Annotated in this window: 13 protein-coding genes and 1 tRNA gene; all 14 read left to right on the plus strand. The window is 60.5% G+C overall.

Features of this window, described 5'->3' with window-relative positions; genetic code table 11:
- Nucleotides 1–395 (plus strand): EF-Tu C-terminal domain-related protein (locus G471_RS0100385; protein WP_028993561.1); only part of this gene is annotated, 395 nt, incomplete at its 5' end.
- 60 nt (nucleotides 396–455) lie between these two features.
- Nucleotides 456–531: transfer RNA gene (locus tag G471_RS0100390), tRNA-Trp, on the plus strand.
- 24 nt (nucleotides 532–555) lie between these two features.
- Nucleotides 556–909, plus strand: a complete 354-nt coding sequence (gene secE / locus G471_RS0100395) for a preprotein translocase subunit SecE (protein WP_028993562.1) — start codon at nucleotides 556–558, stop codon at nucleotides 907–909.
- Nucleotides 906–1,439 carry a transcription termination/antitermination protein NusG gene (gene nusG, locus G471_RS0100400; RefSeq protein WP_028993563.1) on the plus strand — a complete coding sequence of 178 codons (534 nt, stop codon included), beginning with the start codon at nucleotides 906–908 and terminating at the stop codon, nucleotides 1,437–1,439. The genes secE and nusG overlap by 4 nt, the downstream gene beginning before the upstream one ends.
- Nucleotides 1,440–1,540: 101 nt before the next feature.
- Complete coding sequence (gene rplK / locus G471_RS0100405) at nucleotides 1,541–1,972, plus strand: 50S ribosomal protein L11 (RefSeq protein ID WP_027456688.1); 432 nt, start codon at nucleotides 1,541–1,543, stop codon at nucleotides 1,970–1,972.
- Nucleotides 1,973–1,974: 2 nt separating this feature from the next.
- Complete coding sequence (rplA, locus tag G471_RS0100410; protein ID WP_028993564.1) at nucleotides 1,975–2,670, plus strand: 50S ribosomal protein L1; 696 nt, start codon at nucleotides 1,975–1,977, stop codon at nucleotides 2,668–2,670.
- A gap of 220 nt (nucleotides 2,671–2,890) precedes the next feature.
- Nucleotides 2,891–3,388 carry a 50S ribosomal protein L10 gene (rplJ, locus tag G471_RS0100415; protein WP_028993565.1) on the plus strand — a complete coding sequence of 166 codons (498 nt, stop codon included), beginning with the start codon at nucleotides 2,891–2,893 and terminating at the stop codon, nucleotides 3,386–3,388.
- A 38-nt stretch (nucleotides 3,389–3,426) separates the two neighbouring features.
- Nucleotides 3,427–3,798: a 50S ribosomal protein L7/L12 gene (gene rplL / locus G471_RS0100420; protein WP_028993566.1), complete on the plus strand. Its 372-nt coding sequence runs from the start codon at nucleotides 3,427–3,429 to the stop codon at nucleotides 3,796–3,798.
- A gap of 206 nt (nucleotides 3,799–4,004) precedes the next feature.
- The gene (gene rpoB / locus G471_RS0100425; RefSeq protein WP_028993567.1) at nucleotides 4,005–8,288 is read left to right on the plus strand and encodes a DNA-directed RNA polymerase subunit beta; all 4,284 of its coding nucleotides are present in this window, start codon (nucleotides 4,005–4,007) and stop codon (nucleotides 8,286–8,288) included.
- A gap of 21 nt (nucleotides 8,289–8,309) precedes the next feature.
- Nucleotides 8,310–12,521 (plus strand): DNA-directed RNA polymerase subunit beta', encoded by a 4,212-nt coding sequence (gene rpoC, locus G471_RS0100430; RefSeq protein ID WP_028993568.1) that lies wholly within the window; start codon nucleotides 8,310–8,312, stop codon nucleotides 12,519–12,521.
- 159 nt (nucleotides 12,522–12,680) lie between these two features.
- Entirely contained in the window at nucleotides 12,681–13,058 is a 378-nt protein-coding gene (gene rpsL / locus G471_RS0100435; protein ID WP_011286083.1) for a 30S ribosomal protein S12, read from the plus strand.
- Between the two features lie 110 nt (nucleotides 13,059–13,168).
- The gene (gene rpsG / locus G471_RS0100440; protein ID WP_028993569.1) at nucleotides 13,169–13,639 is read left to right on the plus strand and encodes a 30S ribosomal protein S7; all 471 of its coding nucleotides are present in this window, start codon (nucleotides 13,169–13,171) and stop codon (nucleotides 13,637–13,639) included.
- A gap of 25 nt (nucleotides 13,640–13,664) precedes the next feature.
- Nucleotides 13,665–15,758 (plus strand): elongation factor G, encoded by a 2,094-nt coding sequence (gene fusA, locus G471_RS0100445; RefSeq protein ID WP_028993570.1) that lies wholly within the window; start codon nucleotides 13,665–13,667, stop codon nucleotides 15,756–15,758.
- 21 nt (nucleotides 15,759–15,779) lie between these two features.
- The coding region (locus G471_RS16260) for a GTP-binding protein (protein ID WP_043420540.1) at nucleotides 15,780–15,898 on the plus strand (119 nt) is incomplete at its 3' end.

The raw sequence follows: 15,898 nt of genomic DNA on the forward strand, positions 1-15,898 counted from the left end.
AGCTGCTCGACCAAGGTCAGGCTGGCGACAACATCGGCGCCCTGCTGCGTGGTACCAAGCGTGAAGACGTCGAGCGTGGTCAAGTGCTGTGCAAGCCGGGTTCGATCACCCCGCACACCCACTTCACCGGCGAAGTGTATGTTCTGTCGAAGGACGAAGGTGGTCGTCACACCCCGTTCTTCAACAACTACCGTCCGCAGTTCTACTTCCGCACGACCGACGTGACCGGCGCGATCTCGCTGCCGGAGGGCGTTGAAATGGTCATGCCGGGTGACAACATCCAGATGACGGTCAAGCTGATTGCTCCGATCGCCATGGAAGAAGGTCTGCGCTTCGCCATCCGCGAAGGCGGTCGTACCGTTGGCGCCGGCGTCGTCGCCAAGATCATCGAGTAATCGGTAATCGTTGCAAGCAAAGCGCTTCGGGGTCCCGAAGCGCTTTGATGTTTCTGCAGCAGGGGTGTAGCTCAATTGGTAGAGCAACGGTTTCCAAAACCGTAGGTCGGGGGTTCGATTCCCTCCGCCCCTGCCACTCTCTTTAAAGATCGCGAACGTCATGGCTGACAAGATCAAGTTCTCGCTGGCGCTGGTTATTCTGGCAGCTGGCGTGGCTGGCTTCTACCTGCTCTCCGAGCAGGCAATGATTTTGCGCGTCCTGGCGGTTCTCGTCGGGGCGGCGCTGGCGGTTGCCGTTGCCTGGAAGACTGAGCCGGGTCAGCGCTTCTTCACCTTTGCCAACGAGGCGGTGATCGAAGCGCGCAAGGTCGTCTGGCCGACGCGCAAGGAAACGACCCAGACCACGGCGATGGTTTTCGCCTTCGTGGTCGTGATGGCGCTTTTCCTCTACCTCACCGACAAGAGTCTTGAGTGGGTCCTGTACGACCTGGTCCTGGGCTGGAAGAAATCATGAGTAAACGCTGGTACGTCGTACACGCCTATTCCGGCTTCGAAAAGAGTGTCATGCGCGCCATTCAGGAGCGCATCAATCGCTTGGGGATGCAGGAAAAATTCGGCCAGATTCTCGTTCCGGTCGAAGAAGTGGTTGAAATGAAGGGCGGTCAGAAGTCCATTTCCGAACGCAAGTTCTTCCCCGGCTACGTGCTGGTCGAAATGGAAATGGACGACGATAGCTGGCACCTGGTGAAGAACACGCCCAAGGTTACCGGCTTTGTCGGTGGCACGGCCAACCGCCCGGCACCGATTTCCCAGAAGGAAGTCGACAAGATCATGCAGCAGATGCAGGAAGGCGTCGAAAAGCCGCGTCCCAAGGTCTTGTTCGAAGTGGGCGAAGTGGTCCGGGTCAAGGAAGGCCCGTTCACCGATTTCCACGGTTCGGTCGAAGATGTGAATTACGAAAAGAGTCGTCTGCGCGTCTCGGTGACCATTTTCGGTCGCGCGACGCCGGTCGAGCTCGAATTTGCCCAGGTCGAGAAGTCCTGAGCGACAGCTTTCAGGTATGCCGGCGACCTTGATGTCCGGCAAGAGGAGCGCCAGTAGTCGTTTTGGCGAACGCGCGTTACAACTCATTTAAGGAGTGTCTTATGGCCAAGAAAATTATTGGCTACATCAAGCTGCAAGTGCCGGCAGGCAAGGCGAATCCGTCGCCCCCGATCGGCCCGGCGCTGGGTCAGCGCGGTCTCAACATCATGGAATTCTGTAAGGCCTTCAACGCTCAGACGCAAGGCGTCGAGCCGGGTCTGCCGATTCCTGTCGTGATCACCGCTTTTGCCGACAAGTCCTTCACCTTCGTGATGAAGACGCCGCCGGCAACGATCCTGATCAAGAAGGCTGCCGGTATCAAGTCCGGTTCGGCCAAGCCGCACACCGACAAGGTCGGCAAGATCACCCGCGCCCAGTGCGAAGAGATCGCCAAGACCAAGATGCCTGACCTGACGGCCGCCGACATGGAAGCCGCTATCCGCACCATCGCCGGCTCTGCCCGTTCGATGGGCATCACCGTGGAGGGTCTGTAATCATGGCCAAGCTCACGAAAAAGCAAAAAGCCTTCGCCGCCAAGGTTGTTCCGCAGAAGCTGTACCCGCTGCAGGAAGCCCTGAACCTGGCCAAGGAAACCGCCACTGCCAAGTTTGACGAGTCGATCGACGTTGCCATCAACCTCGGCGTCGATGCACGCAAGTCGGACCAGGTCGTTCGTGGTTCCGTCGTGCTGCCGGCTGGTACCGGCAAGACTGTTCGCGTTGCCGTGTTCGCCCAGGGCGACAAGGCTGAAGCCGCCAAGGCTGCCGGTGCCGATGTCGTCGGTTTCGACGACCTGGCCGCCGAAGTCAAGGCCGGTAACCTGAACTTCGACATCGTCATCGCTACGCCGGATGCCATGCGCATCGTCGGTCAGCTCGGCCAGATCCTCGGTCCGCGCGGCCTGATGCCGAACCCGAAGGTCGGTACCGTGACCATGGATGTCGCCACCGCCGTCAAGAATGCCAAGGCAGGTCAGGTTCAGTACCGCACCGACAAGGCCGGTATCGTTCATGCCACCATCGGTCGCGCTTCCTTCTCGGTCGAGAACCTGGAAACCAACCTGAAGGCACTGGTCGAGGCGCTGCAGAAGGCCAAGCCGGCTGCTTCCAAGGGTCAGTACCTGCGCAAGATCGCCGTTTCGGCCACGATGGGCCCGGGCGTTCGCGTCGATCAGGCTACGCTGGCTGCTTAAAGAACTTTGGGTCGCAGCTTCCGGCCGTCCGGCCAGAGGCTGCGAATCGTCAAAGACCGCAGGCGCCCTGTAAAGGGCTTAATCGCGAAAGCCTGCGCAGACGGTGTTCCCGAAACGGATTTTCTGCCATTCGCAAGAATGGCGAGCTTCTGGTTCAGGTCGCCGTAAGGGCGGCGGGAATGTTTCCCGTCGTGTTATGACTTGAAAGGAGGAAAGACCTGTGGGTCTCAATCTGAATGACAAAAAAGCCGTCGTGGCTGAGGTGTCGGCACAAGTAGCCAACGCCGAGACTATCGCGATCGCCGAATATCGTGGCATCGAGGTCGGTGACCTCACCGTGCTGCGCAAGAAGGCTCGTGAGTCCGGTGTTTACCTGCGCGTGCTGAAGAACACCCTGGTGCGTCGCGCCGTGGAAGGCACGCAGTTTGCCGGCCTGGCCGAGCACATGGTTGGCCCGCTGATCTACAGCGTGTCCGCCGACCCGGTGGCAGCAGCGAAAGTCCTCAACGACTTCGCCAAGACCAACGACAAGTTGGTTCTCAAGGCCGGTTCCTATGCCGGCAAGGTGCTCGACAAGGCTGGTGTGCAGGCGCTCGCGTCCGTCCCGAGCCGCGAAGAGCTGCTCTCGAAGCTGCTGTATGTCATGCAGGCTCCGGTCGCCGGCTTTGTCCGTGGCCTCGACGCCCTGGCCAAGCAGCGCGAAGGCGCCGCCGCTTGATCCTTACCGCATACGAACTGATTTAGGAGTTTATTGAAATGGCAATTAGCAAAGAAGACATCCTGGAAGCCGTTGGCTCCCTGACCGTTATGGAACTGAATGACCTGGTCAAGGCATTCGAAGAGAAGTTTGGCGTTTCCGCCGCTGCCGTCGCCGTTGCCGGCCCGGCTGGTGGTGCTGCCGCTGCTGTTGAAGAGCAGACCGAATTCACCGTTGTCCTGGCTGCTGCCGGCGACAAGAAGGTTGAAGTCATCAAGGTCGTCCGTGCCGTTACCGGCCTGGGCCTGAAGGAAGCCAAGGACCTCGTTGACGGCGCGCCGAAGCCGGTCAAGGAAGGTATCGCCAAGGCCGACGCAGAAGCGCTCAAGAAGCAACTGGAAGACGCTGGCGCCAAGGTCGAAATCAAGTAATCGATCTGGTTCCTGTGGGCTGGCGGCGCATGTCGCCAGCCCTTTTTCCCTTATTCTGGTTCAACCGAACGATCGAAATTCACTTGAGTACTCGCCAGACGGCAAACGCAAATCACGATCTCCCTGTCAGCAATGACCCGGGGAGCGGATTTGCGTTTGCCTGTTTGTTCAGGTCCGACATCTGATTCCACCCTCACGGAGTTACCATGACTTACTCCTTCACCGAGAAGAAACGCATCCGCAAGAGCTTCGCCAAGCGCGCCAGCGTACTCGAGGTTCCCTTCCTGCTCGCAACGCAGTTGCAATCCTTCACGGATTTCCTGCAAGCGGACGTGCCGGTTCAGGCGCGCAAGAACGAAGGGCTGCAAGCTGCGTTCACCTCCATTTTCCCCATCGTTTCCCATTCCGGAAACGCGAGACTGGAGTTCGTCAGCTATGCGCTCGGTGAGCCGGCCTTCGACGTCGTCGAGTGCCAGCAGCGTGGCCTGACCTTCGCGGCTTCGCTGCGCGCCCGCGTGCGCCTGGTCCTGATGGATCGCGAAACGCCGGATACGGTCAAGGAAGTCAAGGAACAAGAAGTCTACATGGGTGAAATCCCCCTGATGACGACCAACGGTTCCTTCGTCATCAACGGTACCGAGCGGGTCATCGTTTCCCAGCTGCATCGTTCGCCTGGCGTGTTCTTCGAGCACGACCGCGGCAAGACACATAGCTCGGGCAAGCTGCTGTTCTCGGCGCGGGTGATTCCCTACCGCGGTTCCTGGCTCGACTTCGAATTCGACCCGAAGGACTCGCTGTTCTTCCGCGTCGACCGTCGCCGCAAGATGCCGGTCACCACGCTGCTCAAGGCCTTGGGCATGAGCTCGGAGCAGATCCTGGCCGAATTCTTCGAATTCGACCTGTTCAAGCTGTCGGCTGACAAGATCGAATTCGCCTTGGTCCCGGAACGTCTGCGCGGCGAAGTCGCCCGCTTCGACTTCGTGGCGCCGGATGGCAAGGTCATCGTCGCCAAGGACAAGCGGATCACCGCCAAGCACATCCGTGACATCTCCGCTGCCGGTCTGAAGCAGATCGCCGTGCCGGAAGAGTTCCTGATCGGTCGTGTCGTCGCCCACAACATGGTCGATACCGCCACTGGCGAAGTCGTCGCCAACGCCAACGATGAGATCACCGAGACGCTGCTCGCCAGCCTGCGCGAAGCTGGCATCTCCAGCGTCGAGACGCTGTACACCAATGACCTCGATCGTGGTGCCTTCATCTCCAACACCCTGCGCGGCGACGATACCGCCTCGCGTCAGGCAGCCCGTGTTGCCATCTACCGCATGATGCGTCCGGGCGAGCCGCCGACGGAAGAAGCGGTTGAAATCCTGTTCAACGGCCTGTTCTACTCCGACGAGCGTTACGACCTGTCGGGCGTCGGCCGCATGAAGTTCAACCGTCGCCTCGGCCGTAACGACGTGATCGAATACAAGGTCATGATCAAGAGCCTGGCATCGCGTGCCGAAGCTGCGCTGAAGAACCTGGCGGAAGCCTCCGGTTTTGCCCTGTCGGCGATCCAGGATCTGGTTGCCGGCCTGCCGTTCGGCTCCCGTGCGCTGAGCGAGAACCTGACCCGCGAAGACGCCGACGTCCTGGCCGGCAAGATCAAGCCGCTGGGCGCCAATGTCGAAGTGCGTGAACAACTGACGCTGTCGCCGCGCGACATCGTCGAAGTGATCAAGATCCTGGTCGACCTGCGCAACGGTCGCGGCGACATCGACGATATCGATCACCTCGGCAACCGCCGCGTGCGTTCGGTCGGCGAGTTGGCCGAGAACCAGTTCCGCGCCGGTCTCGTCCGCGTCGAACGCGCCGTCAAGGAGCGCCTGAGCCAGGCCGAATCCGACAACCTGATGCCGCACGACCTGATTAATGCCAAGCCGATCAGCGCTGCGATCAAGGAATTCTTCGGCTCCAGCCAGCTGTCGCAGTTCATGGACCAGACCAACCCGCTGTCTGAAATCACCCACAAGCGCCGCGTTTCGGCCCTTGGTCCGGGCGGTCTGACGCGCGAACGTGCCGGCTTCGAAGTGCGCGACGTGCACCCGACCCACTATGGTCGCGTCTGCCCGATCGAAACGCCGGAAGGTCCGAACATCGGTCTGATCAACTCGCTGGCCCTGTTCGCCCGCGTCAATAGCTACGGTTTCATCGAGACCGCCTATCGCCGCGTCGTCGACAGCAAGGTCACCAACGAGATCGACTACCTGTCGGCCATTGAAGAAGGCAACTACGTTGTCGCTCAGGCCAACGCCGCACTCGACGCCAATGGTCAGCTGGCTGACGACCTGGTGACCTGCCGCGAAAAGGGCGAAACCATCCTGGCCGAGCCGTCGCGCGTCCAGTACATGGACGTTGCCCCGGGCCAGATCGTTTCCGTCGCCGCCTCGCTGATTCCCTTCCTTGAGCATGACGATGCGAACCGCGCGCTGATGGGCGCCAACATGCAACGTCAGGCCGTTCCCTGCCTGCGTCCGGAAAAGCCGCTGGTCGGTACCGGCATCGAGCGCACCGTCGCCGTTGACTCGGGTACGGCCGTGGTCGCCCTGCGTGGCGGTGTCGTCGATTACGTCGATGCTGGCCGCGTCGTGGTCCGCGTCAACGACAACGAAACCGTTGCTGGTGAAGTCGGTGTCGACATCTACAACCTGGTCAAGTACACGCGTTCCAACCAGAACACGAACATCAACCAGCGTCCGATGGTCAAGATCGGTGACGTCATCGCCAAGGGCGACGTGGTCGCCGACGGTGCCTCCACCGACAAGGGCGAACTCGCCCTCGGCCAGAACATGCTGATCGCGTTCATGCCGTGGAACGGCTACAACTTCGAAGACTCGATCCTGATCTCCGAACGCGTCGTTGCCGAAGACCGCTACACCTCGATCCACATCGAGGAACTGACGGTCGTTGCCCGCGACACCAAGCTCGGACCTGAGGAAATCACCCGCGACATCGCCTCGCTCGGCGAAGTGCAGCTGTCCCGTCTGGACGACGCCGGTATCGTGTACATCGGCGCCGAAGTCCACGCCGGTGACGTGCTCGTCGGCAAGGTCACGCCCAAGGGCGAAACCCAGCTGACGCCGGAAGAAAAGCTGCTGCGCGCCATCTTCGGTGAGAAGGCCTCCGATGTGAAGGACACCTCGCTGCGCGTGCCGGCCGGCATCGCCGGTACCGTCATCGACGTCCAGGTGTTCACCCGCGAAGGTATCGAGCGCGACAAGCGTGCCCAGTCGATCATCGACGAGCACCTGCGTCACTACAAGCTCGACCTCGCCGACCAGATGCGTATCGTCGAGCGCGACGCCTTCGCCCGTGTCGGTCGCCTGATCGTTGGCAAGAAGGCCAACGGCGGTCCGAAGAAGCTGGCCAAGGGCACGGTCATCGACCAGGCCTACCTGGACGGCATGGATCCGCACCACTGGTTCGACATCCGCCTGGCCGACGACGAGATTGCGCTGCAACTCGAGCAGGTCAAGGAAGGTCTGGAGCAGGCCCGCAAGGACTTCGACGTTGCTTTCGAAGCCAAGCGCAAGAAGCTGACGCAGGGCGACGAACTGCCGCCGGGCGTGCAGAAGATGGTCAAGGTCTATGTTGCCGTCAAGCGTCGCCTGCAGCCTGGCGACAAGATGGCCGGTCGTCACGGTAACAAGGGTGTCGTCTCGCGCATCCTGCCGGTTGAAGACATGCCGTACATGGCCGATGGCCGTCCGGTCGACATCGTTCTGAACCCGCTCGGCGTGCCGTCGCGGATGAACGTCGGTCAGATTCTCGAAGTCCACCTCGGCCTCGCGGCCAAGGGCCTCGGCCACAAGATCGGCGACATGCTGCGCCGTGAAGCCACGGTCAAGGAAGTGCGTGGTTTCCTCGACCAGATCTACAACTCGAGCGGCAAGTCGGAAAATCTCGACGAGCTGAACGACGGCGAGATCATGGAAATGGCTGGTAACCTGACCAGCGGCGTGCCGTTCGCGACGCCGGTGTTCGACGGTGCCAAGGAAGAAGAAATCAAGGCCATGCTGGCCCTGGCCGGCATGCCGTCGTCGGGTCAGATGACCCTGTTCGACGGTCGTACCGGTGACGCCTTCGAGCGTCAGGTCACGGTCGGCTACATGCATTACCTGAAGCTGCACCACCTGGTCGACGACAAGATGCACGCCCGTTCGACCGGCCCGTACTCCCTGGTTACCCAGCAGCCGCTGGGCGGCAAGGCGCAGTTCGGTGGTCAGCGCTTCGGTGAAATGGAAGTGTGGGCACTGGAAGCCTATGGCGCCTCCTACGTGCTGCAGGAAATGCTGACCGTCAAGTCCGACGACGTGAATGGCCGTACCAAGGTGTACGAGAACATCGTCAAGGGCGAGCACAAGATCGATGCCGGCATGCCGGAATCCTTCAACGTGCTGGTCAAGGAAATCCGTTCGCTGGCGATCGACATCGATCTGGAACGTTACTGATTAGGGCTCAGGAGTTAAACGATGAAAGCATTGCTCGACCTGTTCAAGCAGGTAACCGCCGAAGAAGAATTCGACGCGATTACCATTGGCCTCGCTTCGCCTGAAAAGATCCGTTCCTGGTCCTACGGTGAAGTCAAGAAGCCGGAAACCATCAACTATCGCACCTTCAAGCCGGAGCGCGATGGCCTGTTCTGCGCCAAGATCTTTGGCCCGATCAAGGATTACGAGTGCCTGTGCGGCAAGTACAAGCGCCTCAAGCATCGCGGCGTGATCTGCGAGAAGTGCGGCGTCGAAGTGACGCTGGCCAAGGTTCGTCGCGACCGCATGGGGCACATCGAACTGGCCTCGCCGGTCGCCCACATCTGGTTCCTGAAGTCGCTGCCGTCGCGTCTGGGCATGGTCCTCGACATGACCCTGCGCGATATCGAACGCGTGCTCTACTTCGAAGCCTTTGTCGTCACCGACCCGGGCATGGTCTCCAACCTGCAACGCGGTCAGCTGCTGACCGAAGACCAGTACCTGGAGATGATGGAAGAGCACGGCGACGAGTTCCAGGCGCTGATGGGCGCCGAAGGCATTCGTGAGCTGCTGCGCAACCTCGAACTCAACAGCGAAGTCGAGAACCTGCGCAACGAACTCGAAGTCACCGGTTCGGAAGCCAAGAACAAGAAGCTCGCCAAGCGCCTGAAGATCCTCGAAGGTTTCCAGAAGTCCGGCATCAAGCCCGACTGGATGATCCTCGAAGTGCTGCCGGTGCTGCCGCCGGACCTGCGTCCGCTGGTGCCGCTGGACGGCGGTCGTTTCGCCACCTCCGACCTGAACGACCTCTATCGTCGCGTCATCAACCGGAACAACCGTCTCAAGCGCCTGCTCGAACTGAAGGCACCGGACATCATCGTGCGCAACGAAAAGCGCATGCTGCAGGAATCGGTCGACTCGCTGCTCGACAACGGTCGTCGCGGCAAGGCCATGACTGGCGCCAACAAGCGTCCGCTGAAGTCGCTGGCCGACATGATCAAGGGCAAGGGCGGTCGTTTCCGTCAGAACCTGCTCGGCAAGCGCGTCGACTACTCCGGCCGTTCGGTCATCGTGGTCGGCCCGCAGCTCAAGCTGCACCAGTGCGGCCTGCCCAAGCTGATGGCGCTGGAACTGTTCAAGCCCTTCATCTTCCACAAGCTGGAAGTCGGCGGCTACGCAACGACCATCAAGCAAGCCAAGAAGATGGTCGAAGGCCAGGAACCGATCGTCTGGGACATGCTCGAAGACGTCATCCGCGAACATCCGGTCATGCTCAACCGGGCGCCGACGCTGCACCGTCTGGGTATCCAGGCGTTCGAGCCGACCCTGATCGAAGGCAAGGCCATCCAGCTGCACCCGCTCGTCTGTGCGGCCTTCAACGCGGACTTCGACGGTGACCAGATGGCCGTCCACGTGCCGCTGTCGCTGGAAGCGCAGATGGAAGCCCGCACCCTGATGCTGGCCTCGAACAACGTGCTGTCGCCGGCCAACGGCCAGCCGATCATCGTGCCGTCGCAGGATATCGTTCTCGGTCTGTACTACGCCACCCGCGAGAAGATCAACGCCAAGGGCGAAGGCATGTACTTCGCCGACATCGCCGAAATCGATCGCGCCATGGCTGCTGGTCAGCTCGACATTCATGCCCGCATCTCGGTGCGTCTGAAGCAGTACGAGCCGGCTGCCGTCGACGGCGAATGGACCGAAAAGCTGGTCCGCGTCGAAACCACCGCCGGCCGTGCGCTGCTCTCGCGCATCCTGCCGAAGGGCCTGCCGTTCAAGGCGATCGACAAGGCGCTGAAGAAGAAGGAAATTTCCAAGCTGATCGACGAGTCCTTCCGTCGTTGCGGTCTCAAGGAAACCGTCGTCTTCGCCGACCAACTGATGCAGAACGGTTACGCGCTGGCAACCCGCGGCGGCATTTCCTTCTGCTCCGACGACATGCGCGTCCCGGCCAAGAAGTACGAGATCATCGCCGCTTCGGAAGCCGAAGTTAAGGAAATCGAGACCCAGTACACCAACGGTCTGGTCACCCAGGGCGAGCGCTACAACAAGGTCGTCGATATCTGGGGCCGTACCGGCGACCAAGTGGCCAAGGTGATGATGGACGAACTCGGCCACGAGGAAGTCATCGACCGCCATGGCAAGAAGGTCAAGCAGGACTCGTTCAACTCGATCTACATGATGGCCGACTCCGGTGCCCGCGGCTCGGCGGCCCAGATTCGTCAGCTGGCCGGCATGCGCGGCCTGATGGCGAAGCCGGACGGCTCGATTATCGAGACGCCGATCACCACCAACTTCCGTGAAGGCCTGAACGTTCTCCAGTACTTCATCTCGACCCACGGCGCCCGTAAGGGTCTGGCCGACACCGCGCTGAAGACCGCCAACTCCGGTTACCTGACGCGTCGTCTGGTCGATGTGACCCAGGATCTGGTGATCACCGAAGACGACTGCGGCACCAAGAACGGTTTTGCCGTCAAGGCGCTGGTCGAAGGCGGTGAAGTCATCGAGCCGCTGCGCGAGCGCATCCTCGGTCGCGTCACGGTCGATGACCTGGTCGACCCGGAAACCCAGGAAACCGTGATCTTCTCGGGCACCATGCTCGACGAGGATCTGGTCGACCTGATCGACAAGCTCGGTATCGACGAAGTCAAGGTTCGCACCCCGCTGACCTGCGACACCCGTTACGGCCTGTGCGCCAAGTGCTACGGTCGTGACCTCGGTCGCGGCACGATGGTCAACGCCGGTGAATCGGTCGGCGTTATCGCCGCCCAGTCGATCGGCGAGCCGGGTACCCAGCTGACCATGCGTACCTTCCACGTCGGTGGTGCGGCCTCCCGTGCTGCTGTCGCCGACAAGGTCGAAGGCAAGTCGGCCGGTACCGTCCGCTACACCTCGAACATGCGTTACGTGACCAGCGCCAAGGGCGAGAAGGTTGTCATCTCCCGCTCCGGCGAGGTGTTGATCACCGACGACCACGGTCGTGAGCGCGAACGCCACAAGGTGCCGTACGGCGCCATGCTGGCGGTCGATGAAGGCAAGGCCGTCAAGGCCGGTGCCAAGCTGGCGACCTGGGATCCGCATACCCGCCCGATCATTACCGAATACGCCGGTACCGTCCGCTTCGAAAACGTCGAAGAAGGCGTTACCGTCGCCAAGCAGATCGACGATGTGACCGGTCTGTCCACGCTCGTCGTGATCGACAACAAGCGCGGCGGCAAGGCAGCGACCAAGGGCATCCGCCCGGTCGTCAAGCTGCTCGACGAAGCCGGTCAGGAAGTCAAGATTCACGGCAGCGAGCACTCGGTGTCGATCGCCTTCCAGGTGGGTTCGATCATCTCGGTGGTCGATGGTCAGCAGGTCGGCGTCGGCGACGTACTCGCCCGCATGCCGCAGGAATCGGCCAAGACCCGCGACATTACCGGCGGTCTGCCGCGCGTGGCTGAACTGTTCGAAGCCCGTACCCCGAAGGACGCTTCGGTGCTGGCCGAAGTCACCGGCACGATCAGCTTCGGCAAGGACACCAAGGGCAAGCAGCGTCTGGTCATCACCGATCTCGACGGCGAAGCCCACGAGTTCCTGATCTCCAAGGACAAGCACGTGCTGGTGCACGACGGTCAGGTGGTCAACAAGGGCGAGAAGATCGTCGAAGGCGAGCCGGATCCGCACGACATCCTGCGTCTGCAGGGCGTCGAGGCACTGGCCCGTTACATCACCGACGAAGTCCAGGACGTCTACCGTCTGCAGGGCGTGAAGATCAACGACAAGCACATTGAAGTGATCGTCCGTCAGATGCTGCGTCGCGTGACCATCGTCGAGCCGGGCGATACCAAGTTCATCAAGTCGGAACAGGTCGAACGCGCCGAGTTGTTTGCCGAGAACGACCGGGTCAATGCCGAAGGCAAGCTGCCGGCGGTCTACGAGCACATGCTGCTGGGTATCACCAAGGCTTCGCTGTCGACCGACTCGTTCATCTCGGCCGCGTCCTTCCAGGAAACCACCCGTGTTCTCACCGAAGCCGCAATCATGGGCAAGCGCGACGAGCTGCGTGGTCTCAAGGAAAACGTCATCGTCGGTCGTCTCATCCCGGCCGGTACCGGTCTTGCCTACCATCGCAGCCGCAAGGCCCAGTTGGCTGGCGAGGACATCGCGGCCGACCGCCCGATCGAGGACGCTGTTGTCGAAAATGCAACACAAGAGGCAGATCAAGGCCTCTGATGTCGTAAGCCAACCCCCGTGTTTCGTTGACATGGGGGTTGATCAACCATAGAATCTATGGTCTTTGTCGGCAGGGACTAATCATTGTCTCTGCTATGGATAACAAAATTGCCGTCGTGCCCCGCTTTTCCGGGGCCTGGCTGTTGAAGGAAGTTTGATATGCCGACCATCAACCAGCTCGTGCGCAAGCCGCGCGTCGCCGAAAAGGCCAAGAGCAAGGTTCCTGCGCTGGAAAAGTGCCCGCAAAAGCGTGGCGTCTGCACCCGCGTTTACACCACCACCCCGAAGAAGCCGAACTCCGCATTGCGTAAGGTTTGCAAGGTTCGTCTGACGAATGGCTTCGAAGTCATTTCGTACATCGGCGGTGAAGGCCACAACCTGCAGGAACACTCGGTGGTCCTGATCCGCGGTGGTCGTGTCAAGGATTTGCCCGGTGTGCGTTACCACACCGTGCGTGGCTCCCTGGATACCCAGGGCGTCAAGGATCGCAAGCAATCCCGTTCCAAGTACGGGGCCAAGCGTCCGAAGGCTGCCTGATCCATCAGGCGGTTTAAGTAAGTGGCCACTCTGCTGGGTGGCCGAGAGGGCCGGGGGGGTGAAAACCCCTTCCCGGCTTTTCAACTGAATAGTGATCAAGTGAGGTTAGTATGCCCCGTCGTCGTGAAGTACCCAAGCGTGACATTCTCCCGGACCCGAAGTTCGGTAGCGTCGAAGTTTCCAAGTTCATCAATGCCGTGATGCAAAGCGGCAAGAAGTCGGTGGCCGAGCGTATCGTCTACGGCGCCTTCGATATCATCACCACCAAGTCCGGCAAGGATCCGCTGGAAGTCTTCGGCTCCGCTATGGCCAACGTCAAGCCGATGGTCGAAGTGAAGTCGCGTCGCGTTGGCGGTGCCAACTACCAGGTGCCTGTCGAAGTTCGTCCGGCTCGTCGTGCTGCCCTGGCCATGCGCTGGTTGCGTGAATTTGCCCGCAAGCGCTCGGAAAAGTCCATGGGTCAGCGTCTGGCTGCCGAAATGATGGAAGCCTCGGAAAACCGCGGCGGCGCTGTCAAGAAGCGTGACGAAGTGCATCGCATGGCCGAAGCCAACAAGGCTTTCGCCCACTTCCGCTTCTAATCCACTTACTACGAAGGTATCTACCGTGGCCCGTAAAACCCCTATCGAGCGCTACCGCAACATCGGTATCAGCGCGCACATCGACGCCGGCAAGACCACCACGACCGAGCGCATCCTGTTCTACACCGGTGTTAACCACAAGATCGGTGAAGTGCATGATGGTGCCGCCACCATGGACTGGATGGAGCAGGAGCAGGAGCGTGGCATCACCATCACCTCTGCTGCCACCACCTGTTTCTGGAAGGGCATGGACAGTTCCTTCCCGGAGCATCGCTTCAACATCATCGACACCCCGGGGCACGTTGACTTCACCATCGAAGTCGAGCGCTCGATGCGTGTTCTTGACGGCGCCTGCATGGTTTACTGTGCTGTCGGTGGCGTTCAGCCGCAGTCGGAAACCGTCTGGCGTCAGGCGACCAAGTACAAGGTGCCGCGTCTGGCCTTCGTGAACAAGATGGACCGTTCCGGTGCCAACTTCTTCAAGGTCGTCGACCAGATGAAGACGCGTCTCAAGGCCAGCCCGGTGCCGATCGTCATTCCGATTGGCGCTGAAGACACCTTCGAGGGTGTGGTTGACCTGATGAAGATGAAGGCCATCTACTGGGATGAAGCGTCCCAGGGCATGAAGTTCGACTACCGTGACATTCCGGCCGAACTGGTCGAAACCGCCCAGACCTGGCGCGAACAGATGATCGAAGCGGCTGCTGAAGCCTCTGAAGATCTGATGAACGAATACCTGGAAAACGGCGAACTGTCGGAAGAGAAGATCAAGCTGGGTCTGCGCATGCGCACCCTGGCCTGCGAAATCCAGCCGATGCTGTGCGGTACCGCTTTCAAGAACAAGGGTGTTCAGCGCATGCTTGATGCTGTCGTCGAGCTGCTGCCGTCGCCGGTTGATATCCCGCCGGTTCAGGGCGTGGACGAGCGTGAGCAGGAAGTTTCGCGCAAGGCCGACGATTCCGAGAAGTTCTCGGCGCTGGCCTTCAAGCTGATGACCGACCCCTTCGTTGGTCAGCTGACCTTCATCCGCGTTTACTCGGGCGTTCTGAGTTCCGGTGCGACCGTGTACAACTCGGTCAAGGGCAAGAAGGAGCGTATCGGCCGTATTCTGCAGATGCATGCCAACAACCGCGAAGAAATCAAGGAAGTTCTGGCTGGCGACATCGCCGCTTGCGTCGGTCTGAAGGAAGTTACCACCGGTGAAACCCTGTGTGATCCGGACGCACCGATCATCCTCGAGCGCATGGTCTTCCCGGAGCCGGTGATTCACGTTGCCGTCGAGCCGAAGACCAAGGCTGACCAGGAAAAGATGGGTATCGCCCTGGGTCGTCTGGCTGCCGAAGATCCGTCCTTCCGCGTTCGTACCGATGAAGAATCCGGCCAGACCATCATTTCCGGTATGGGCGAACTGCACCTCGACATCATCGTCGATCGCATGAAGCGCGAATTCAACGTTGAGGCCGCCGTTGGTGCGCCGCAGGTTGCCTACCGCGAATGCATCAAGAAGGCTGTCGAACAGGAAGGCAAGTTCGTCAAGCAATCCGGTGGTCGCGGTCAGTTCGGTCACGTCTGGCTCAAGATCGAGCCGAACGAAGCCGGCAAGGGCTACGAGTTCGTCGACGCCATCAAGGGTGGTGTGGTTCCGCGCGAATACATCCCGGCGGTCGACAAGGGCCTGCAGGATGCCATCGGTAGCGGCGTGCTCGCCGGCTTCCCGGTGGTGGACATCAAGTTCACGCTGTTCGACGGTTCCTACCACGACGTTGACTCGAACGAAAACGCCTTCCGCATGGCGGCTTCTATGGCCTTCAAGGAAGGTATGAAGAAGGCCAGCCCGACGTTGCTCGAGCCGATGATGGCGGTTGTCGTCGAGACCCCGGAAGACTACATGGGTAACGTCATGGGCGACCTGTCGTCGCGTCGCGGCATCGTTCAGGGTATGGAAGACCTGCCTGGCGGTACCAAGGAAGTTCGCGCCGAAGTGCCGCTGTCCGAAATGTTCGGCTACGCCACCTCGCTGCGTTCGCTGTCCCAGGGTCGCGCCACCTACACCATGGAATTCAAGCACTACGTCGAAGCGCCGAAGAACGTCGCTGAAGCGGTCATCAACAAGAAGTAACCCTTTATTGGAGAACCGATAATGGCTAAGGAAAAATTTGAACGGACCAAGCCGCACGTCAACGTTGGCACCATCGGTCACGTTGACCACGGCAAGACCACGCTGACGGCAGCAATCACCACGGTGCTGGCCGCCAAGTT

Origin of the sequence: Azonexus hydrophilus DSM 23864 (assembly GCF_000429605.1) — a bacterium.
In the GTDB taxonomy this organism is placed as follows: Bacteria; Pseudomonadota; Gammaproteobacteria; order Burkholderiales; family Rhodocyclaceae; genus Azonexus; species Azonexus hydrophilus.